At 28.5% G+C, this 23,037-nt stretch carries 23 protein-coding genes and 1 pseudogene; 23 read left to right on the top strand and 1 reads right to left on the bottom strand.

Annotated features, from left to right (window positions below; genetic code table 11):
- Positions 1-64 (bottom strand): annotated as a pseudogene (locus Q1K13_RS12135) (30S ribosomal protein S20); the annotation flags it as partial.
- Positions 65-262: 198 nt separating this feature from the next.
- Between Q1K13_RS12135 and gpr the strand changes: the two are divergent.
- The 23 genes from gpr to rpsU all read left to right on the top strand — a co-directional run bounded on the left by gpr (position 263) and on the right by rpsU (position 23,027).
- Entirely contained in the window at positions 263-1,240 is a 978-nt protein-coding gene (gene gpr, locus Q1K13_RS12130; RefSeq protein ID WP_300351309.1) for a GPR endopeptidase, read from the top strand.
- Between the two features lie 123 nt (positions 1,241-1,363).
- Positions 1,364-2,452: a stage II sporulation protein P gene (locus Q1K13_RS12125; RefSeq protein ID WP_300351308.1), complete on the top strand. Its 1,089-nt coding sequence runs from the start codon at positions 1,364-1,366 to the stop codon at positions 2,450-2,452.
- A 55-nt stretch (positions 2,453-2,507) separates the two neighbouring features.
- Entirely contained in the window at positions 2,508-2,852 is a 345-nt protein-coding gene (locus Q1K13_RS12120; protein WP_300351306.1) for a sporulation-related protein NgaS, read from the top strand.
- Between the two features lie 136 nt (positions 2,853-2,988).
- The gene (gene lepA, locus Q1K13_RS12115; RefSeq protein WP_300351303.1) at positions 2,989-4,791 is read left to right on the top strand and encodes a translation elongation factor 4; all 1,803 of its coding nucleotides are present in this window, start codon (positions 2,989-2,991) and stop codon (positions 4,789-4,791) included.
- A gap of 336 nt (positions 4,792-5,127) precedes the next feature.
- Positions 5,128-5,397 (top strand): hypothetical protein, encoded by a 270-nt coding sequence (locus Q1K13_RS12110; protein ID WP_300351300.1) that lies wholly within the window; start codon positions 5,128-5,130, stop codon positions 5,395-5,397.
- Between the two features lie 333 nt (positions 5,398-5,730).
- A complete protein-coding gene (hemW, locus tag Q1K13_RS12105) occupies positions 5,731-6,864 on the top strand; it encodes a radical SAM family heme chaperone HemW (RefSeq protein WP_300351297.1) in 1,134 nt (377 codons plus the stop codon).
- A 656-nt stretch (positions 6,865-7,520) separates the two neighbouring features.
- A complete protein-coding gene (gene hrcA / locus Q1K13_RS12100) occupies positions 7,521-8,543 on the top strand; it encodes a heat-inducible transcriptional repressor HrcA (RefSeq protein WP_300351294.1) in 1,023 nt (340 codons plus the stop codon).
- A 29-nt stretch (positions 8,544-8,572) separates the two neighbouring features.
- Positions 8,573-9,229 carry a nucleotide exchange factor GrpE gene (grpE, locus tag Q1K13_RS12095; RefSeq protein ID WP_300351291.1) on the top strand — a complete coding sequence of 219 codons (657 nt, stop codon included), beginning with the start codon at positions 8,573-8,575 and terminating at the stop codon, positions 9,227-9,229.
- A 54-nt stretch (positions 9,230-9,283) separates the two neighbouring features.
- Positions 9,284-11,137 (top strand): molecular chaperone DnaK, encoded by a 1,854-nt coding sequence (gene dnaK, locus Q1K13_RS12090; protein ID WP_300351289.1) that lies wholly within the window; start codon positions 9,284-9,286, stop codon positions 11,135-11,137.
- A gap of 114 nt (positions 11,138-11,251) precedes the next feature.
- Entirely contained in the window at positions 11,252-12,409 is a 1,158-nt protein-coding gene (gene dnaJ, locus Q1K13_RS12085; protein WP_300351286.1) for a molecular chaperone DnaJ, read from the top strand.
- Positions 12,410-12,697: 288 nt separating this feature from the next.
- Positions 12,698-13,390: an ATP-binding cassette domain-containing protein gene (locus Q1K13_RS12080; RefSeq protein ID WP_300351284.1), complete on the top strand. Its 693-nt coding sequence runs from the start codon at positions 12,698-12,700 to the stop codon at positions 13,388-13,390.
- A complete protein-coding gene (locus Q1K13_RS12075; RefSeq protein WP_300351281.1) occupies positions 13,383-14,186 on the top strand; it encodes a hypothetical protein in 804 nt (267 codons plus the stop codon). The genes Q1K13_RS12080 and Q1K13_RS12075 overlap by 8 nt, the downstream gene beginning before the upstream one ends.
- A gap of 16 nt (positions 14,187-14,202) precedes the next feature.
- Positions 14,203-15,378, top strand: a complete 1,176-nt coding sequence (locus tag Q1K13_RS12070) for a hypothetical protein (protein WP_300351278.1) — start codon at positions 14,203-14,205, stop codon at positions 15,376-15,378.
- Positions 15,379-15,397: 19 nt separating this feature from the next.
- Positions 15,398-16,093: an ABC transporter ATP-binding protein gene (locus Q1K13_RS12065; RefSeq protein ID WP_300351276.1), complete on the top strand. Its 696-nt coding sequence runs from the start codon at positions 15,398-15,400 to the stop codon at positions 16,091-16,093.
- Complete coding sequence (locus tag Q1K13_RS12060) at positions 16,080-16,901, top strand: hypothetical protein (protein ID WP_300351274.1); 822 nt, start codon at positions 16,080-16,082, stop codon at positions 16,899-16,901. Before Q1K13_RS12065 ends, Q1K13_RS12060 begins: the two co-directional genes overlap by 14 nt.
- Positions 16,902-16,915: 14 nt before the next feature.
- On the top strand, positions 16,916-18,076 hold the full coding sequence (locus Q1K13_RS12055) for a hypothetical protein (RefSeq protein ID WP_300351272.1): 1,161 nt from the start codon (positions 16,916-16,918) through the stop codon (positions 18,074-18,076).
- A 1-nt stretch (position 18,077) separates the two neighbouring features.
- Positions 18,078-18,434 (top strand): GntR family transcriptional regulator, encoded by a 357-nt coding sequence (locus Q1K13_RS12050; RefSeq protein WP_300351269.1) that lies wholly within the window; start codon positions 18,078-18,080, stop codon positions 18,432-18,434.
- Between the two features lie 168 nt (positions 18,435-18,602).
- On the top strand, positions 18,603-19,121 hold the full coding sequence (locus tag Q1K13_RS12045) for a VanZ family protein (RefSeq protein ID WP_300351266.1): 519 nt from the start codon (positions 18,603-18,605) through the stop codon (positions 19,119-19,121).
- A 174-nt stretch (positions 19,122-19,295) separates the two neighbouring features.
- Complete coding sequence (prmA, locus tag Q1K13_RS12040; protein WP_300351264.1) at positions 19,296-20,237, top strand: 50S ribosomal protein L11 methyltransferase; 942 nt, start codon at positions 19,296-19,298, stop codon at positions 20,235-20,237.
- Between the two features lie 22 nt (positions 20,238-20,259).
- On the top strand, positions 20,260-21,012 hold the full coding sequence (locus Q1K13_RS12035) for a 16S rRNA (uracil(1498)-N(3))-methyltransferase (protein WP_300351261.1): 753 nt from the start codon (positions 20,260-20,262) through the stop codon (positions 21,010-21,012).
- Complete coding sequence (gene mtaB / locus Q1K13_RS12030) at positions 21,012-22,316, top strand: tRNA (N(6)-L-threonylcarbamoyladenosine(37)-C(2))-methylthiotransferase MtaB (RefSeq protein ID WP_300351259.1); 1,305 nt, start codon at positions 21,012-21,014, stop codon at positions 22,314-22,316. The genes Q1K13_RS12035 and mtaB overlap by 1 nt, the downstream gene beginning before the upstream one ends.
- Positions 22,317-22,385: 69 nt before the next feature.
- Positions 22,386-22,730 carry a histidine triad nucleotide-binding protein gene (locus Q1K13_RS12025; protein ID WP_300351258.1) on the top strand — a complete coding sequence of 115 codons (345 nt, stop codon included), beginning with the start codon at positions 22,386-22,388 and terminating at the stop codon, positions 22,728-22,730.
- 120 nt (positions 22,731-22,850) lie between these two features.
- Entirely contained in the window at positions 22,851-23,027 is a 177-nt protein-coding gene (rpsU, locus tag Q1K13_RS12020) for a 30S ribosomal protein S21 (RefSeq protein ID WP_003451446.1), read from the top strand.
- Positions 23,028-23,037 lie beyond the last annotated feature (10 nt).

The following is a 23,037-nucleotide window of genomic DNA, read 5'->3' as shown; positions in this document are numbered from 1 at the left end:
TATTTCTTAAAGTTTTCTTTTCAGTAACTTTTATTCTTTTCTTTGCTGATTTAATATTTGCCATTCTAGTTCACCCCCTTCAACTTTTATAGCGTATCTGCAGTTTTGGGGAATCTGCGTACGAGTTTTCGTTATTTAACAAAGGTAATTATAACATCATAAATATATAAGTTCAAGTGTTTTTTAATGTTTATCGACATAATTATCATTTTTAAGGAAATTATATATAATATATAAATTTAAATTAAAAAGAGGTGGAAAAATGTACAATGTAAGAACTGATTTAGCTGTTGAAAGTAGAGAAATGTATAAACATAGGTACAATAGAGAAATTGAAGGGGTTGTTTTTGAGGAAAAAATGGTAGATGAAGATATTAAGGTTACTAATGTTGATATAACCAATATAGAGGGAGCAAAAGCTATGGGCAAACCTATTGGAAGATATGTAACAATAGATATTCCAGAGTTTACTCATTATGATGGTGGAATTATGGATCAAGTTTCTCATGTACTTGCTAGTTCTTTAGAAGAGCTTATTAAATTACCAGAGGAAAGAACAGCATTAGTTGTTGGACTTGGAAATTGGAATGTTACACCTGATGCCATAGGACCAAAAGTTGTAGGAAAGTTAATGGTTACTAGACATTTAAAAAAAGTTATGCCAGATCTTATTGATAATTCAGTTAGACCAGTGTGTGCAATCGCACCAGGAGTATTAGGAATAACGGGGATTGAAACAGGAGAAATAATAAAATCTTTAGTTGATAGAATAAAGCCAGATTTAGTTGTGTGTATTGATGCACTTGCTTCAAGAAGACTTGAGAGAGTTGTTAGGACAATTCAAATAAGTAACACAGGTATATCACCAGGGGCTGGAGTTGGAAATCATAGAATGCAAATTAATGAAGAAAGCTTAGGAATACCTGTTTTGGCAATTGGTGTGCCAACTGTGGTTGATGCAGCCACCATTGCTAATGATGCCATGGATTTAGTATTAGATGAAATGGTGAAACAATCTGAAAAAGGAAAAGAATTTTATAATTTATTAAATAACATTGATAAAAATGAAAAGAGTGTTATGATAAAAAGTCTTTTAAATCCATATGTAGGAGATTTAATGGTAACACCTAAGGAAATTGATGATGTCATAGAATCAGTTTCTAAAATAATTGCAAACGGAATAAATATAGCCCTTCAACCTAATAGGGTTTTAGAGGATATAAATAAATTTTTAAATTAAATAGGGCTTAAGGAACAGCTAAAATTAATGTTCTCTAAAACAGAGTAATAAATTTAAATATTATTAGAGTAACATAATATTTATTCTTCACTCATATAAATAAAAATATGAGGAGGGGATGATGTGAGAGGTATTAATAAAAGAGAAATACCAATAGGAATACTTGTACTTTTGATTTTATTAGTTGTATTTATGTTTAGATTTATGAAGATTGCTGCAAGTAAAGATGTGAGAGAAAACTTATCATACATACAACTTTTAAATGCAGGTATGCCTGTGGCAAAGGGAAGTTACTATGATGAGGATGCTTATTTAGAAAGTAATATAACTTTACAAAGTATAACTCTTGAAACTTTAAATATAAAACCTTTTAATCCAATAGAATTGGTTATGAATGGAATTCCATATTTTGGAGTGGTTAATGAAAGGGTTTCAGCTGATGGCAATTTAGGAGTAGTGGTGGCTGAAAATGTGGATTCATTTAATTTAGATAATGAAAGCATAGATAAATTGTCAGAGGAAGAAACAAATAATGAAGCAACACTTAAAGTAAGTAAAGATACTTTGGTTTATGATCCTAGCTTAAAAAAAGAATTAGACCAATCTAAGCCAGAGGTACTTATCTATCATACACATGATTCTGAAGGATATAGTGAAGAGAGAACTTCAAATAATGAATCTTATAATGTTATTGGGGTTGGAAATTTAGTGACCAAGGAACTTCAAGAAAATTATGGTATTTCAGTTATTCATGACAAAACAATACATTCAGCATCTTATGAGCAATCTTATAATAAATCAAGAGAAACTGTTAAAAAGTATATTAATGAATATGATGATTTTAAGCTTATATTAGATCTTCATAGAGATTCTGTTGGAGATCATAATAGAAAACATCTTGTAGCAAATGTTAATAATGAATCAATTGCAAAAATTATGTTTGTAACAACTAAAAACAATAGATATTTTAATGATTCAGAGGCATTAGCCTATAATTTTATAAATAAAGCTAATGAACTTTTCCCAGAAATATTAAGAAGACAAGAAACTTTTAAGTATAATAGGGGACAAAATGCATTTAATCAAGATTTTAGTAAAAGATCAATGCTAATTGAAGTTGGTGCTGAAGTTAATACCTCAGCTGAAGCTCAAGCCAGTGCAAAATATATAGCAAGACTTATAGCAGAAGAAATAAATAGAAAAAATGAATAAAAACATAGTTTTTTGAACATCCTTATAGATATTAATTCTATGGGGGTGTTTTCTTTTGAGAAAATTTAAGACATTAATAATACCATTAATCATATTTTATTTCATAGTATCATGGGGAATAGTTGGTGTTAATCTAGAAAATACAGAGGCCTTTAATAATCAAGAAATAGAGAAAAGTGAACATATAGATTATGAGAGAATAAAAGAAAAGACAGGGATGGATTTAACTATATTTAGTGAGGATAACAGTCCGGTGAAAATATATGAAAATAAAGATGAATTTTATTTAGTTATTAATGAACATAAGTTTGATTTAAAGAAAGGTATAGTTGGCAACTTATTAATAGGAAGTTTTAATTTAATGAACTTACTTATAAATAATATAAATAAATTACTTTGAAATAATATAATAATGTAAAGCAAGTATATTGACAGTTTTGTGGCATATTATGATATAATGTAACTTGACTTATTTTACAATGTGGGGGTGAAAACTGTTCAAAAACCTTAAACAAGTTTGGAGAGCAGATTTAGATATGGATAAAAAGAAATATATAAGAAACTTTTCAATCGTAGCACACATAGATCACGGTAAATCAACATTAGCAGATAGACTTTTAGAGAAAACTGGAACATTAACTCAGAGAGAAATGGAACAGCAAGTATTAGATACTATGGAGTTAGAAAAAGAAAGAGGAATCACAATAAAGTCTCAGGCAGCTAGACTTATCTATAAGAGAGAGAACGGAGAAGAATATATATTAAATCTTATAGATACTCCAGGTCACGTAGACTTTACATATGAGGTTTCAAGAAGTTTAGCAGCTTGTGAAGGGGCTATACTTGTTGTAGATGCTACTCAAGGAATACAAGCACAGACTTTAGCTAACTGTTATTTAGCATTAGATAATGATTTAGAAATAGTACCAGTTATAAATAAAGTTGACTTAGCAAGTGCAAGACCAGATGAAATAAAACAGGAAATAGAGGATGTTATTGGAATAGAGGCAGAAAACGCACCTCTAGTATCAGCTAAGACTGGATTAAATATAGAAGATGTTTTAGAAGAAATAGTTGAAAAGGTTCCAGCACCATCAGGAGATGAAAATGCTCCACTTAAAGCCTTAATATTTGATTCATACTATGATAGTTACAAGGGTGTTGTATGTCATATTAGAGTTATGGATGGAAAGGTTAAGCCTGGTACAAAGATAAAATTAATGTCAACAGGAAAAATTTACGAAATAGTTGAAACAGGAGTGTTTACACCAGCATTAATGCCTTTAAAAGAAGGATTAAGTGCGGGGGAAGTTGGATATATAACAGCTTCAATTAAAAACGTAAGAGATGCCAGAGTTGGAGATACTGTAACAGAGGCAGCTAGACCAACGGAGGAAGCATTACCAGGATATAAGCCAGCTATACCAATGGTTTACTCAGGTATATATCCAGTTGATGGAGCAAAATATGAAGAATTAAAAGAGGCTTTAGAAAAACTTCAAATAAATGATGCTGCATTATCATTTGAACCAGAAACTTCTGTAGCTTTAGGCTTTGGATTTAGATGTGGATTCTTAGGATTATTACATATGGAAATAATTCAAGAGAGAGTTGAAAGAGAATTTAACTTAGATATAATCACAACTGCACCATCAGTTATATATAAGGTTACTAAAACAAATGGAGAATCATTTGATTTAACAAACCCAACAAATCTTCCTCCTATGACAGAAGTTGATTATATGGAAGAACCTGTTGTTAAGGCGTCTATTATTACACCAACTGATTACACAGGGGCTGTAATGGAATTGTGCCAAGATAGAAGAGGTAGATTCATAGATATGCAATATTTAGAGGAAACAAGAGTTGTTATTCATTATGATATTCCACTAAATGAAATTGTTTATGATTTCTTCGATACATTGAAATCTAAAACAAGAGGATATGCTTCATTAGATTACGAACTAAAAGGATATGAGAAATCAAATCTTGTTAAGTTAGATATCTTATTAAATGGAGACAATGTAGATGCTTTATCTATGATAGTTCCAGAGGTTAAAGCTTATCAAAGAGGTAGAGGAATAGCTGAAAAACTTAAAGAAATTATTCCAAGACATATGTTTGAGATTCCAATACAAGCTGCTGTAGGTTCAAAAATTATAGCTAGAGAGACTGTTAAGGCTATGAGAAAAGACGTATTAGCTAAGTGTTATGGTGGAGATATATCAAGAAAGAAAAAACTTCTAGAAAAACAAAAAGAAGGTAAGAAGAGGATGAGACAATTAGGAACAGTTGAAGTTCCTCAAGAAGCATTCATGTCAGTATTAAAAGTTGACTAATTAACTTCTTAAAATATAAAATGTGCATCAAAATATATAATAAAACTTCTAAAATGGTATGAGTTTTATTAAGAGTGTTTTGATGTACTTTTTTTATATATCAAAATTATCTTTGTGATTCAAATAAATTTAGCGTATATAATTGAATTGTTTAAAATTAGCATCTTAAAGAGCTATTTACATACATCTATGTTAATAAATATATAATTAAACTATTTTAAATTAGCATGGTATTAAAATTTTCTAAAATAAATATTTTTTAGTCATTAAATGAAACCTTGCTCAATATATTTAAAGTAAATAAGAAAACTTATGTTGAGAAGGGGAGTTTAGTATATGTTAAGTGCAAATCTTAGAGATGTTAAAATTAAATGTAGAAAATTTAGAAATGCAGGCTATGCAACAGGCATGATAAATAGAAAAAATGGAGAAAATATTGCTATTAGTATAAAAATATCAGAGGTAGATAAATTCTTAGCTAAAAATGGGGAGTATTGTGAAATTGATATAAATTTAGAGAACGAGATTATAAAAACTTCAATTACAGAAGTTCAAAGACATAATATAGTTCATAATGTTATAAACATAGATTTAAGAGAAATCTAAAAGTATAAAGTCATGGGTGAATTTAGCCTATGACTTTATATTTTTTAATTGTATTATTTTAATTATTCCATATTCAATGAAACTCTAAAATGTTTATTAAGATGGTTCAAAAGTTCTATTTAAAATAAACACTAGTTTAAAACAGAGCTAAATAAAATATTAAAGCTTAAAAATATAGTGTTATATATATTTAAAATTAGTAGAGATTTAAAAGGTAATTCTATTAAAAATAAAGTTTAATAGGTTTAAGGATTTGTTTTTTTAGTGTACTATTAAACAAAGATTAGTTTAGATGTGTAAACAAAATTTAGTTTGAACATAGGAGGATTAGATATGAAAAAAATATCTTTATATATACATATACCATTTTGTGCACAGAAGTGTTTTTACTGTGATTTCCCTTCTTTTGCAAGAATAGATGATTTAAGAGGAGATTATATAGAAGCTTTATGCAAAGAAATTAGAGGTTTTAAAGAAAAATATAAGGAGTATGAAATAGATACTATTTTCATGGGGGGAGGAACACCCAGTGTTTTAGAAGCTAATGAGTTAGAAATTATTTTAAGAGAAATAAGTACCCTTAATATATCTGAAAATGTAGAATTTTCTATGGAGTGTAACCCTGGAAATTTAACAGAGGATAAATTAAGAGTAATGAAAGAAAATGGAGTTAATAGAATAAGTATGGGACTTCAAGCTAAGCAGAATAGTCTTTTAAAAACCTTAGGAAGAATTCATGATTATGATACTTTTAAAGAAAATTTTCTTTTAGCTAAGAAAAATGGATTTAATAATATAAACGTGGATTTAATGTTTGGACTTCCTAATCAAAAGGTTAGTGATTTTGAGGAAACTTTGAAAGAAATAATTTCATTAAATCCAAGTCATATATCAGCATATAGTTTAATAATAGAAGAAGGAACTGCCTTTTATAGATTATATGAAGATGATAAATTAAATCTTCCAAGTGAGGAAGAGGAAAGAAAAATGTATCATTTAGCTAAAAATATCTTGGAGGAAGCTGGTTTTAAACAATATGAAATTTCTAATTATTCTAAAGAGGGGTTAGAGTGTAGGCATAATTTAGCTTACTGGAATATGGATAATTGGATTGGATTAGGGTCAGCAGCAGCTTCATATATTGATGGAGTTAGAATTAAAAACTTTAGCAATGTAAAAGAGTATATAAATAATATGAATGAAAGTGGAATGGCCATAGAAGAAACCTTAAATAACACGAAAAATGATAATATGGAAGAATTCATGTTTATGGGGCTTAGAAAAATAAGTGGAATAAGTGAGAAAGATTTTGAAGAGAGATTTGATATAAACATTGATAAGGTATATGGGGAAATATTTAATAAGTATGAAAAACAAAATTTATTAATTAGAAAAAATGGCAGAGTATATTTGACTGAAAAGGGAATAGAAGTTTCAAATATAATAATGGCGGATCTTCTTCTTTAATTTAGTTTCTATCTAAAATCAAGCACTAGTTTAAAACAGAGTCTTAATCTAAAATATGTTATCCTATAAGGATAAATGTGGTTCATACAAAAAAACAGTTAAGTCGTAACTTAATATACGTTATCTTATAACATAATAATAAATCATAAAAAACTACCTAAAATTATAATTAGGGTAGTTTCTTATATTATTATGTTATTTAAAATTCAGATTGGCGAAATAATAATGCTAAATTGGCATAAGTTTTTTATATTATTATGTCATTTAAAATTTATCTGGAGAATTTGATAAAATGGATGCTTAAGAAAAAGGAATTTAAAAGCTTAAATAACATTATTAAACTTATGGAATAATATTTGGCATAGAGTGATTAGCAGTTAAAAAAACGTAAATAAAATTATTAAATTTATGACTAATATGTATAAGTTATATTGGTTAAAATAAAAAATGTAATATAAAATGTGAAAAATAAATTTGTATGTAAAAATGAGAATTATAAAGAAAATAAGAGGAAATAAAGAATAAAATAGCTTAAATCATTTCTTTTGAATAAAAATGATAAAATTTGGAATTGACAAAAAACTTTATAAATAATATATTAATAGTGTACTAGTTAGCACTCGTTGTTAGTGAGTGCTAATAAAGAGGTGAGATTAGTGATAGATGATAGAAAGCTTCAAATTTTAAGAGCTATAATTCAAGACTATATATCTACTGGAGAGCCAGTTGGTTCAAGAACTATCGCTAAGAAGTATAATCTTGGAGTAAGTTCAGCTACTATTAGAAATGAGATGGCTGACTTAGAGGATATGGGATTTTTAGAACAACCTCATACTTCGTCAGGAAGAATTCCATCAAGCAGAGGATATAGATTATATGTTGATAGAATGGTTGAATTTGAAAGATTATCTTCTGAAGAGGAATTGCTTATAAGGAACTCAATAATAAATGGGACTCTGTACGAAGTAGATAAAATAATAAAACATACTAGTTCTCTTCTATCGGAACTTACACAGATGACATGTATAGTAAAAGCTCCATCATTGCATAAAAGTTTTGTAAAATCTATTCAACTTTTAAAAGTTGATGATGAAGGAATTTTATGTGTACTTGTTACAGATAATGGAGTTATAAAAAATACAGTTATAAAGGTAAAAGAAGTTCCTTTGTCTGAAGAACTTATTAAAATTAGTAAGATAATAACTGAAAGGCTTAAAAACCTTACTATTAAGCAAATAAATCTAGAAGTTATAAGTAATCTTAATAAAGCTTTAGAGGGATATGAAGAAATTATATCTGCTGTACTTTCAGCACTTTATGAAAGTTTAAAAGATGATGTAAGCACAGAGGTTTTCTTAGAGGGAGCAGTTAATATATTTAACTATCCTGAATATAATAATATTTCTAAAGCTAAAGAGATTTTAGAACTTTTACATGATAAAAAATGTGTTTCTGAACTTATAGAAGATAGTGAGGATGATGTGACTATTAAAATAGGTGATGAAATAATTATGCCAGAGGCTAAGGAATGTTCAATAATTTCAGCTGGTTACCATGTAGGGGATAAGGCACTAGGTACAATTGCTTTAATAGGTCCTAGAAGAATAAATTATTCTAAAGTATTATCAATCATGACTGAGGTTATGAAAGAATTAAATGAAACTTTAAGGAATAAATAAAGTATAAAAGAGAAGAGGTGTAGATGTTCATGGATGATAACAAAGATTTTGACGAAAAGTTAAAAGAAGATATCAAAAAAGACTTTGAAAAAGAAAATCCTACGTTTGAAGATGAGGCAGAGGTAGTTTCAGAAGCAATCAAAGATGATGAAAAAGAAGATGAAATAGCAGAGGAAGCAGAAAAGTCTACTGAAAATGTTATTGATTTTGAAGAATTAAAGGCTTTAAAGGAAGAAAATAATATGTTCAAGAGTAAAACTAAGAAATTAGAAAATGAATTAGAGGCCTTAAAAGATAGATTATTAAGAATTTCTGCAGAATATGAAAACTACAGAAAAAGAACAGATAAAGAAAAAGAAAGAATTTACACTGATGCTTGTGAAGATGTTTTAATAAAAATGCTTCCAGTATTAGATAATCTTGAAAGAGCTTTAGCTGTAGATGGTTCAGTAGAAGATCTTAAAAAAGGTGTAGAAATGACTGTAAGACAATTTGAAGATGCTTTAGAAAAACTTCAAGTTGAAGAAATAAGTTCAGATGGAGCTTTTGATCCAGAATTACACCAAGCAATGATGGTTGTTGAAAAAGAAGGTTCAGAATCAAATCAAATAGATCAAGTATTCCAAAAGGGATATAAAAGAGGAGAAAAAGTTATCAGACATTCAATGGTAACTGTAACAAAATAATTAGCATTTAACAAATTTAAATATAGAAGAAAATTGTTAGAGGAGGAATTAACAATGAGTAAAATAATCGGTATAGATTTAGGAACAACAAATTCATGTGTATCAGTTATGGAAGGTGGAGAACCAGTAGTTATCACAAATTCAGAGGGTGCTAGAACAACTCCATCAGTAGTTTCATTCCAAGCAAATGGAGAAAGATTAGTAGGACAGGTTGCTAAAAGACAAGCAATTACAAACCCAGACAAAACAATAATGTCAATAAAAAGACATATGGGAACTGACTACAAAGTTAATATAGATGGAAAAGATTATACACCACAAGAAATATCAGCAATGATACTTCAAAAATTAAAAGCAGATGCTGAAGCTTACTTAGGAGAAAAAGTAACAGAGGCTGTTATCACAGTTCCAGCATACTTCAATGATGCTGAAAGACAAGCGACTAAAGATGCTGGTAGAATAGCTGGTTTAGATGTTAAGAGAATCATAAACGAACCAACAGCTGCATCATTAGCTTATGGATTAGATAAAATGGATGATGCTCATAAAATATTAGTATATGACCTAGGTGGTGGTACTTTCGACGTATCAATCTTAGATTTAGGTGATGGAGTATTTGAAGTTATATCTACAAATGGAGATGCTAGATTAGGTGGAGATGACTTTGACCAAAGAATCATGGATTATATAGCTGAAGATTTTAAATCACAATATGGTGTTGATTTAAGACAAGATAAGATGGCACTTCAAAGATTAAAAGAAGCTGCTGAAAAAGCTAAAATTGAGTTATCATCATCAACTCAAACAATAATAAACTTACCATTCATCACTGCTGATGCAACTGGTCCAAAACATATAGATATGACATTAACAAGAGCTAAATTCAATGAATTAACTCATGATTTAGTTGAAAGAACAATAGATATAATGAAAGGTGCTTTAAGCTCAGGAAATGTATCATTAAATGACATAGATAAAATAATCTTAGTTGGTGGATCAACTAGAATACCTGCAGTTCAAGAGGCTGTTAAAAACTTCACTGGAAAAGAACCTTCAAAAGGAGTTAACCCAGATGAGTGCGTAGCAATGGGTGCTGCTATCCAAGCTGGTGTATTAACAGGGGATGTTAAAGACGTATTATTATTAGATGTTACACCATTAACATTAGGAATTGAGACTTTAGGAGGAGTTGCTACTCCATTAATCGAAAGAAACTCAACAATCCCAACTAAGAAGAGTCAAATATTCTCAACAGCTGCTGATAACCAAACTTCAGTTGAAATTCACGTAGTACAAGGTGAAAGACAAATGGCTGCTGATAATAAGAGTTTAGGAAGATTTAACTTATCAGGAATAGCTCCAGCACCAAGAGGAATCCCTCAAATCGAAGTTACTTTTGATATAGATGCTAATGGTATAGTTAAAGTTTCAGCTACTGATAAAGCAACTGGAAAAGAAGCTAATATCACAATCACTGCTTCAACTAATTTAAGTGATGCTGAAATAGATAAAGCTGTAAAAGAAGCTGAGCAATTCGCTGAAGAAGATAAGAAAAGAAAAGAATCAATAGAAGTTAAAAATACTGCTGAGCAAACAGTTTACCAAACTGAAAAAACTTTAAATGAACTTGGAGATAAAGTTTCAGCTGAAGAAAAATCAGAAATAGAAGCTAAAATCGAAGAAGTTAAAAAAGTTAAAGATGGTGACGACATAGAAGCTATCAAAAAAGCTATGGAAGATTTAACTCAAGCATTCTATAAAGTATCAGAAAAATTATATCAACAAAATGGAGGAGCTCAAGGACAAGGATTTGATCCAAACAACATGGGTGGTACAAATGCTGGAGCTTCAACAAATAATGATGATAATGTAGTAGATGCAGACTTCGAAGTTCAAGACGATAAATAAGAATTAAAACTATCACAAGACTTAAAGCTTTGATATAATATAAAAGAATTAGAAGAGGGAAGGCTCAACAGTCTTCCCTTTTTATAAGTAAACTTATAGTAGGTGGTGAAAACTGTGGCTAAGAGAGATTATTATGAAGTACTTGGTCTTCAAAAGGGTGCTTCAGATGATGAGATAAAAAGAGCTTTTAGAAAAATGGCTATGAAATATCATCCAGATAGAAATCCTGATGATAAAGAAGCAGAAGAAAAGTTTAAAGAAGTAAATGAAGCTTATGATGTATTAAAAGATCCAGATAAAAAAGCTAAATATGATCAATTTGGTCATGCGGCCTTTGATGGAAGTGCAGGATTTGGTGGCGGAGGATTTGATGCTGGTGGATTCGACTTCTCAGAAATGGGTGGATTTGGAGATATATTTGAATCATTTTTTGGTGGCGGATTTGGTGGAGGTGGTTCTTCAAGAAGAAGAAATGCTCCACAAAGAGGTGCTGACTTAGAATACAGATTAAATATAACTTTTGAAGAAGCTGTATTTGGTTGTGAAAAAGAAATATCTGTAACAAGAACTGAAACTTGTGAAACATGTCATGGAAGTGGTGCTAAAGCTGGTACAACTCCTAAGACTTGTACTAAGTGTAATGGTTCAGGACAAATCAGAGTTCAAAGACAAACTCCACTTGGAAGCTTTGTTTCAACTGCTACTTGTGATCAATGTCATGGAGCAGGTAAGATAATAGATGATCCATGTCCAGATTGTAAAGGAAAAGGAACTGTTAGAAAGAATAGAAAAATAACAGTTAAGATACCAGCAGGGGTAGACACTGGTAATATAATTCCTTTAAGAGGACAAGGAGAACATGGGGCTAATAATGGTCCTGCAGGAGATTTATATATAAGAGTAAATGTTGCTCCATCTAAAATATTTAGAAGAGAAGGATCAGATATTTACTATGATTATAAAATAAGTATGGCTAAGGCGGCTTTAGGTGCTGAGATAACTGTACCAACAGTAGATGGAAATGTTAAATATAAAGTTCCAGCTGGTACTCAACCAGGAACTAAGTTTAGATTAAAAGGAAAAGGTGTTCCTCATGTTAATGGTGGTGGAAGAGGAAATCAATACGTTCATATGGTAGTAGAGGTTCCAAAACACTTAAATAAAGAACAAGAGGAAGCATTAAAAGCCTTTATGAGAGCTTCTGGAGAGTTAGTTGATGAAGTGGAAGAAAAAGAAGAAGGTTTCTTTTCAAAATTAAAAAAGAAAAAATAAAGTGATTTTTAAACATCCTAGTTTTTAAACTGGGATGTTTTTTTATGCTTTTCTTATGTAAGATTTTAGCAATAAATTTAATAATAGCAACTATGTATGTTTTTTTATGCTTGGCTTTTAAGAAAATGTTTAAAATTATATATTTTTATTTGAATTTATGGAAAAAAATATTAAGTTAAATATTTACAAGAAGATGTACTAATGCTATAATACACATAGGGTTAGTGTATTAATAATATAATACATGAGTACATCAAAATTTGGTTAATTAAGTTTAGGGGTGAAAATATGATAGAAGTCAGTGAGATCAGCAAGAGTTTTAGAAGAAAAAAAGTCTTAAATGGAGTTTCTTTCAAATTAAATAAAGGAGAAATTACTGCTTTGTTGGGAATAAACGGAGTTGGTAAATCAACTACTTTAAAAATTATTATGGGACTTATTAAACAAGATAGGGGGAAAGTTTTAATAGATGGAGAAGAGTTGACTTATAAAAATTTAGATAAATTAGCTTTTGTTCCTGACATTAAAAATACTTTTAGAGGAATGAAAGTTAAAGAGAGTTTTGAGTATATGGAATCTTTTTATGATAAGTGGGATAGTAATAAAGCTTATGAAATGCTTGAAAATTTTGAGCTGAATAAAGAAGATAAGTTAGATAAGTTGTCAAAGGGAAGTTTGGCAAAGGTAAAAATTATTTTAGGGTTTGCACAGAATGCTGAGTATATTCTTATGGATGAACCTTTCTCAGGAATTGATATTTTTACAAGGGAAGATATTTTGAAGTCATTAATAAATTACATTGATGAGGAGAGGGGAATACTTTTAACTACTCATGAAATTTTAGAGATAGATGGGGTGGCAGACAGGGTTTTACTTCTTAATGAAGGAGAAATAAAATCTGATTTCTATATTGAGGATATGAAGTGTGAAGAGGGTGTTTCATTAATTGATAAGATGAGAGAGGTGTTTTTAGATGAGTAAGAAAAATAAATTTCTTTCTTTGCTTCAATATGAAGCTAATAGAAATTTTACTATTATAATGATTAATGTTTTAGTTACAGTAATTTTAACAGTATTACTCTATTATGAGAGAATTTTAAGGTTTATTTATATGCATAGAAGTAATGAATATTTGGATCAAGTTATAAATGGAATGGCAATACAAACATTAGGAATAAATGAAGGTGCTATGTATATTTTCTTTTTAGAAGGATTGTTAGTGGTTATTTTTTCTATTTTTATTTGGGCTAGAGAATTTTCTTTTGAACATAAAACAAGCTACAGAACTTTGAGTCTACCAATTAAGAGATGGAAAATTATTTTAAGTAAAAGCTTAGTGGTAATGCTTTTTTACGGGATGTTTTGGTTAGGACAATTTTTATCAATAATTATTAAATGGTTTATATTGAGGATTAAGGTTAGAAGTGTTTATGATATTGGATTTAATTATTTAATTGAGGGACTTTTTAAAATTAATAATAATGGATTTGTTTCAATTGAATTTTCTACTGTAATAATCACAATTTTTATGATATTTACAGCTTCTTTAGTTGGAGGGTTAGCTGTCTTATTAAAACAAAGTTTTGGCTTAAAAGGGGTTTTTTATTGGATTTTATATGGAATATCTGCAGTTTTAATATTTTTCTACATTCCTATATTTAAAATGCATTTTTTTTCAGTGGAATTTCTTTTATTGTATACAGTTGGAATTTTAATTTTTATTGGGATTACCTTTGTAATGAATAATTACTTAATAAATAAAAAGGTTAGTGTTTAAAGTGGAGGTAAGGAATATGAGTAAAAAATTTTCAAATATAATTTTTATAGGAGCTTTAGTTATACTTGCCTTACTTATGGGGGTGAACATGGTTAATAATTTTAAAAATATAGAAATTAAAAATTTATATGGGGATAGAAGTAAATTGGGAGATGTTGATTTTTCTGTAAAGAAAAACTTAGGAGCTTTTTTTGAGAGTCAGTATAAAGTGGGAAAGGATTCAATAAATTCTAAAATAAACTTTGTTGGAGAGGGTGAAAATAAAGTAATTTATAAAAATAGAGATGTTTTAAGAGGGGCATATGTTGATGGGGCAAATTTTTATGATAGCAAAGACTATATGGCTGTTATAAATTCTGAGTATGGAAAGAAACGGGTTGATTTAATTCTTAAAGATAAAAAAAGTGAAGAAGTTAAAAAAACTTCAATTAAATTAGATGAAGCTCCAAGAATTTTAGGGGTTTTTGGGGAGAATAATAAGATTAAATTTATAACAGAAGAAAGAGAAAACGAGTTTTCAAATTTGATAATTATAAAAGAATATAATTTTGAAACAAATACATTAAAAAATGTAGCTAATGTGGGCTCTTATTCTCAAAAAATTGAGTTTAATTGTAGAGAGGGAGAGGATTACTATATTTCAAAAATAACAAGCGATTATGATGAAAGTAAAGCTGTTGATGAAATGAAAAATTTAAATATATATAAGATTAATTTAAAGGATAACACTTTTAAGGAGTATGATATTAGAAAAATATTAGAGGAAAATAATATAGATTTAAAAGGTAAATATTTTTATTCCTTAGATATAAGTGATGGTGTAGCTTATATAAAAATATCAGATTCAATAGATTGGAGTAATATACCTGAAGATGAAAAGATAAGAATGAATCATAAATATGAAATGGATAATATGCCTAAGGTTTATTCTATAGCTACTTTAAATCTTAAGGGTGGAAAAGTAGATTTTTATAAAGATTGTCTAAACATAAAAGAAGTGGATAAGTATATTAAAAATATATCTCAGCCAATGAATTTAAAGATTTTAAATGGCAAATTATATTTTTCAGTTTATGTAGGAGAAAGTAATAGGGTTTCAATTGGAGTTGTAGATTTAAAAAGTAATAAGCTTATTTATTTAGGTGAAATTAAAAATGTAAGAATGAATGGTGGATTTCATAATAAAGAATAATCTAAAATGAGGTGATAATATGCTTGAGGTTATGGGTTTAAAAAAGAAATTTAGAAGAAAACAGGTTCTAAATGATGTATCATTTAAGGCTAAAAAAGGGGAAATAACTGCTCTTCTTGGAATAAATGGAGTTGGAAAATCAACAATTTTAAAGATAATAATGGGACTTGTTAAAGAAAATCAAGGGGAAGTTCTCTTTGATGGAGATAAGAGAAGTTATAAAACTTATGAAAAAATAGCTTTTGTGCCAGATGTAATAAACACATATGGGGGTATGAGTATAAAGGATTCTTTTGAATATATGAATGAAATGTATGAAAGATGGGATATGAATAAGGCTTATGAAATGCTTAAGAACTTTAAGCTAAATGAAAATGAGAGAATTAATAATCTTTCAAAGGGAAATTTAGCAAGGGTTAAACTTATTCTAGGTTTTGCAAGAAATCCAGATTACCTACTATTAGATGAGCCTTTCTCAGGAATAGATGTATTTACAAGGGAAAAATTTATTGCATCTTTAATTTCTTATATGGATGAAAATACGGGAATATTATTAACTACCCATGAGATAAAGGAAGTTGAAAATGTGGTTGATAAGGTAGTATTTCTAAGTGATGGAAAAATTAAAAATGAATTTTATGTAGAAGATGTTAAGGCTCAAGGGTTGTCTTTGGTAGATAAAATAAGGGAGGTGCATAAAGATGGAAAAAAGTAGTGTGAAAAAATTTTTCTATCTTTTAAATTCTCAGATAATAAGAGATTTTAAAATAACCTTAGGAACATCTATTTTGTTAATGGGTATAAATATAATTTGGTTTACTTATGAAGTTAATAAATATATAAATGATGGATATTTAAATAAGCTTGTTGAAAATAGTAAAGATGGAATGTTTGTTGAATTTATTGAGTTTTATGTTAATAATTTAGGGATACAAAGGCTTATAAATTTAGCTTTTCTAATGTGTATTTGTTTATACTGTTGCTACTTATGGTTTGGAGAATTCTTAGGTGAAAATAAAAGTGCATATACACTTTTAAATTTACCTATATCAGAAAAATTTATTGTTTTATATAAATTCTTAGCTGCAATATTCTTCTATGTTTCATTAGTATTTTTCAGCTTGATTGGAACTTTAGTAAATAAATTTATTTTTCATGCAGTGTTTCCTGAGGAGGGTGTTTTAAAAGAAAGTTTAAGAGAATTTATAATAGAAACTGAATATATCTTTAGACATATTCTACCTAGTGATTACTTATATGGAATTTTAGGGCTTTTAAGTATATTTGCATTAATATTAGTAGTTTTTTTATTTTCTCTTTTAGAAAGAAGTTTTGGAATACTAGGAGGATTTTTAGGTGTTTTAATTGGAGGATCTTTAATATTTATATATGTTATATTACCTTCAATTTTAAGATTATATGAGTCAGAAAGATTTTTCTGGATGATAGGAACAAGCATTGTTTATATATTACTTGGATGGTTTGGTTCTACTTATTTATTAAAAAATAAAGTTCATGTTTAAAAGGGGGGAGTAAATTGAAAAAGAAAATGCCACTTATATTAAGCTTAATATTTGTAGTTTTTATAGGAGCATGGTCTAGTGTTATAATAAAAGCTAGAGAGGGAAATATTAAATTTACAGATTTATATGGAAATAGAAGCGAACTTCAAAATGTTCAATTTGATTTAGAAAGAGTAAAAGGTATAAGAAGAGAGAATGTTTATATAAACAAAGATGGAGTAGAAGATAAAACGACATTTAATGATGATATTTTAGGAAAAGATTTTGGAGAAAATGCAACCTTTGATAAGAAATTTTTTAGAGGTTTATTTCCAACGAAAGAAACTTTTTTTGAAGATAAATATGTAATGGTGGATGTATCAAATAGATTATATGAATTAAAACCTCATTTTGAAGTTAGAATTAAAAATAAAAAAGATAATACTTATGATAAGTTCAATGTTAATGTTAATTTAAAAATAACAGAAAACTATAGAATTAACGGAATAGCCTATAAAGACGGGAAAATAAATATTTTATTTTTAAGTAATTATGAGTTGCAACCTCCTTTTATTGGTGAGATTGATGTTGAATCTAGAAGTTTTAGTATTTCAAAGATTATGAAATTAGATGAAAAAAATAAAGATATCAGAGCAGATTTTTTTAGAGGTATTTCATATATTTGTGGGGATAAAGTTTACTTTTTGATGAATGAAGATAATGGAATAGATGACCTTCCACTAAGAGGTATTTTAGAGGTGGATTTAAATTCTAAGAGTGTAAATTTATATAAGGTTAATGAAGATGTTTTAAAAGAAATTAAAGAAATGAAAGAGTCTAATTATAGGGGAAGTAGTTATTTTAAAGCTGGGAAAATATATATTAAAATACAAAGTATTAAGGGAGAAAATCAATCCTTATTAACATTTAATATAGATACAAAGAAATATAAATTTTATAAAAATATTATAGAGAAAGAAAGGGTTGAAAGATATGGAATTAAGTTTGATGATATAGAAAGCATCTTTATTCATGATGGAAAAGCTTATTTAAATTTAGTTGATTTTAATAAAAAAGATAATTTTTATTATGAAGGATATTTAGTTGTAGTTGATATAAATAGTAAAAATCCAGTTTATATTGGAAAATATACAGGTGGAGATTTAAAAGATATTAAGATTATAGGAGGTAATTAAAATGTTTTTTGAAGTAAATGATAGGGAACCAATTTATCTCCAAATAATAAGACATATAAAACAATCTTTAGTTATAGGAAATTTAAAACCTGGTGATCACATACCATCAAGAAGGGAGCTTGCAGAGATGCTAAAAGTAAATCCAAATACAGTTCAGAGGGCTTATAGGGATATGGAGAATATGGGGCTTATAGAAACAGTAAGAAATAAGCCAAGTACAATAACACAGGAAGAAAAAATATTAAGTAACATAAGAAAAGAACTTGTAGATGATGCTTTAGATGGATTTATAGAAAGTATGAAAGCCATAAAATTAACTAAAGAGGAAGTAATAGAGATTATTAGTGAGCGATATTAAATAGTTAGAATTAATGAGTTATATCAAGCTAAAAATAAAACTTATAAATATATTTCAAGAATTAATATTTATAAGTTTTATCTAAAAGTTTTGATATAACTTTTTTATTAGAAGTTATGTTATATTAGATTTATAGTATTAATTAGTTTTAATAAGAGGGTGGATTTTTTGTGGAAGAGAATTGTTAATGGGTTGTTTTTTATAAGTTTTATTTTCTATGGTTTATTTTTATTATGGACCATTTTATTTAAGTATGTTGCTCCTTTGAATGTTTTTAGTAGTAGTAGGGAAATATTTTTTAGAGGGGTTAACTTTATTCCTTTTAATGATATTTTAAATGGAAATTATAATAAATTTGATATTATAGGAAATGTAATTCTGTTTATTCCATTTGGAATATATATTCCTATGCTCTTTAGAATAAGTAGTATTTATAAAAATATAGTGATATTTGCTTTAATATCATTATTTTTTGAAGTTAGCCAGTATGTTTTTTATTTAGGAGCAAGTGATGTGACTGATATAATTACTAATACTATTGGGGGAATTTTAGGATTAGGAATATATTTAATTCTAAAAAAGATATTTAAAGATGAAGGTCGAATAAAATTTTTTGTGGCTATTTGTAGCATTTTAGTTATGATCTTTGTTGGCTTTTATTTGATTATGATTATTTTAAATAATTAAAATAAGAATCTCTTATTAAGAGAAAATCTTATCTCTCTACATATAAATAAAAATGGTTAAAAAAGATTTTAACTTTTAAGGAGTATTATATTGGTATAAACTAGACAGATACTACACTAAAGTGTAAAATAAATTATTAGTCAAAGTAGCAAAGAAGAAAGGATTGATATATAAATGGAAGGAACTTGGATTGAAGTTAGAGTTATAACTAAGAGTGAGGCGTTAGAACCTATATCAGGAATATTCTACGGATTAGACTGTAAAGGGGTTGCTATAGAGGATCCAAATGATATATTAGGAAGAGAACAAGGCCCTTTAACTTGGGATTTTGCAGATATAAATATATTAGAACATAAGGGAAAATTTGCTGTTGTTAAAGGATATTTCACAGAGGAAGATAATATAGATGAAATAGTTTCTTATGTTAAGGAGAAGGTTTCAGAGCTTAAAGAATCAGGATTAGATGTTGGAGAAGGAAAAGTTGAAGCTGAGAAAATGTTTGAAGAAGACTGGGCTAACAACTGGAAAAAATACTATAAGCCAATAAAAATTGGAGAAAAAATAGTTATAAAACCAATATGGGAAGAGTATGAAGCGAAGGATTTAGAAATGGTAGTTGAATTAGACCCAGGTATGGCTTTTGGTACTGGAGATCATGAAACTACAAGAATGTGTGTAGAAGCTTTAGATAAATATGTTAAAGAGGATACTACTGTATTTGATATTGGAACAGGTTCAGGAATATTAGCTTTAGTTGCCTCAAAATTAGGTGCTAAGCATGTTATAGGTGTTGATTTAGACCCAGTAGCTGTAGATTCAGCAAAAGAAAATATATCATTTAATAATGTTGATAATATAGAAGTATTATACGGAAATCTTTTAGATGTTGTAGATGGAAAAGCTGATATAGTTGTTGCTAACATAATAGCTGAAGTAATCTGCATATTAGTTGATGATGTTAAGAAAGCTTTAAATAAAGATGGTTTATTCATAACTTCAGGTATAATACATGAGAGAAGACAAATGGTTATAGACAAATTAGAAAAAGAAGGCTTTGAAGTTATTGAAGCTAACAAAGATGGAGAATGGAACTGTATAGTTGCTAAGTTAAAATAATTTAGTAAGGGAGTATGAAGTTATGCATAAGTTTTTTACACCAAATCACATGTTTTCAGATAGTCATGCTGTAATAACAGGGGAAGATGTAAAACATATATATAAGGTTTTGAGGGTAAAACCTGGTGAAAAGGTTGTTGTAAATAATCTTCAAAGTGAAGAGTTTTTAGGAGAGGTAGAAGAGGTTAATAAACAAGAGGTTTCTATCAAAATCTTAGAGAAACTTGATGTAAATAATGAAAGTAATTTACATATAACATTATTTCAAGGAATGCCAAAGGCTGCAAAAATGGATTTAATTGTTCAAAAATGTGTAGAACTTGGTGTTTGTGAGATAATTCCAACAATAACTGACAGAGTAGATGTTAAGTTAAAAGGTGAATTCAAAAAATTAGACAGATTAAATAAAATAGCTTTAGAAGCTTGTAAGCAAAGTAAGAGAACTATAATACCTAAAGTTTTAGAGCCTATGAGTTTTGAAGATATTTTAAATAAAATAGATGAATTAGATCTTATGGTTATTCCTTATGAAAATGCTACTGGATACGGAGTTAGAGCTATGGTTAATTCTATAGAGAATAAGAGAATTATAAAAAATATAGGAATAATGGTTGGACCAGAAGGTGGATTTGAAGAAAGTGAAATAGAAGCCCTAAAAGAAAAAGGAGCTCATATTGTGACTTTAGGACCAAGAATTTTAAGAACGGAGACTGCAGGATTTACATGCCTTTCTCTTCTTCAATATGAGCTTGGTGATTTAGGAGGAAATATTTAATGAAAGTTGCATTTGCTACACTAGGATGTAGAGTTAATACATACGAATCAGAGGCTATGACTGAAAAATTCGTTAGAGAAGGATATGAAGTTGTAGACTTTAATGAAATAGCAGACGTATATGTAGTTAATACTTGTAGTGTGACTAATATGGGAGACAAGAAGTCTAGACAAATAGTAGGAAGAGCAAGAAGACAAAATCCAGAGGCTATAATAGCTGTGGTTGGATGCTATGCTCAGATTGCTCCAAAAGAAGTTTCAGGAATAGAAGGCGTTGATGTTGTTTTAGGTTCAAGAAATAAAGGTGATGTAGTTTATTATGTAAACAAAGCCAAGGATGAAGGAAAACAACAAGTTAAAGTTGGAGCAGTTTTAAAAAATAAAGTTTTTGAAGATTTAAAAATTGAAGACTATAAAGATAAAACAAGAGCATTCTTAAAAATTCAAGATGGATGTAATAGATTCTGTGCATACTGTTTAATTCCTTATACAAGAGGAGCTGTTTGTTCAAAAGATCCTAAGAAAATTTTAGAGGAAGTAAGAAGTTTAGCAGAACATGGATTCAAAGAAATAATATTATCAGGAATTCATACAGCATCATATGGTGTTGACTTAGATGAAAAAGTAACATTAGTTGATATCTTAGAAGAGATAGAAAAGATTGATGGTATAGAGAGAGTAAGAATAGGGTCAATAGAGCCTAATTTCTTCTCAGAAGATGTTGTTAAGAGAATATTAAATCTTAAAAAGTTATGTCCTCAATTCCATTTATCACTTCAAAGTGGATGTGATGCTACTTTAAAGAGAATGAATAGAAGATATTCAGCTAAAGAATATGAGGATATAGTGAATCTTTTAAGAGATAAAATAAAAGATGTTTCAATAACAACTGATGTTATTGTTGGATTCCCAGGAGAAACTGATGAGGAGTTTAATGAAACGTATGAATTCTTAAAAAGAATAGCACTTACAAAGACTCATGTATTTAAATATAGTCCAAGAAAAGGTACTAGAGCTGAAAATATGCCAAACCAAGTTGATGGAACTAAGAAAGATGAGAGAAGTAAAAAGCTTATAGAATTAAATAAAATTAATGAAGAAGCTTTTGGCAGAAAATATATAGATGAAACATTAGATGTTTTATTTGAAGAGGAAGTTAAAGAAGGTACAGGATTATATACTGGGTATACTAGAAACTATGTAAAAGTAAATGCTAAGGCAGATTGCAATGTTTCAGGTAAAATATTAAATGTTAAAATTAAAGATTTTGAAGGTGAAATAGCAACTGGAGAAATAGATTTATAATTAAAAAAATGAAATTATACTCTTTAAATGAGGTATAATATATAAGAATGGTTTTGGGAGGTGAAAATGATGTCAGATTGTATTTTTTGTAAAATAATTCGTGGAGAAATTCCAAGCAAGAAGATTTATGAAGATGATAAAGTTTTAGCTTTTCATGATATAAGTCCAGAAGCTCCAGTACATTTCTTAGTTATACCTAAGAAACATATAGCTAGTTTAAATGAAGTTAATGAAGAAAATGCAGAGGTTTTTGCACATATCTTCAAGACAATTAATAAACTAGTTAAAGAACAAGGAATATCAGAAGATGGATACAGAGTTGTTACTAATTGTGGAGAACAGGGAGGTCAAACTGTAGGACATATTCATTTCCATGTTCTTGGAGGAAGAAATCTTAAGTGGCCACCAGGCTAAAAATTAGATTTATCTTCTTGACATTAAAGAAGCCTATGTTGTATAATATAGCGTGTGTTATTTAGCCCATGGCTGTGAATTACATTAAATAATTTACGCTAGCGGAGGGAGGGATAAAGAATGTCAGAAATCAGAGTAAAAGAAAATGAATCATTAGAGCAAGCATTAAGAAGATTTAAAAGACAATGCGCTAGAGCTGGAGTTCTTTCAGAAGTAAGAAAAAGAGAACACTACGAAAAGCCAAGCGTAAAGAGAAAGAAAAAATCAGAAGCTGCAAGAAAGAGAAAATTCAAATAGTTTTTGGTTT

The organism is Clostridium sp., assembly GCF_029267215.1.
Taxonomy (GTDB): domain Bacteria; phylum Bacillota; class Clostridia; order Clostridiales; family Clostridiaceae; genus Sarcina.
Note: the sequence above shows the minus strand (reverse complement) of the source record. Positions and strands in the feature narration are given on the sequence as shown.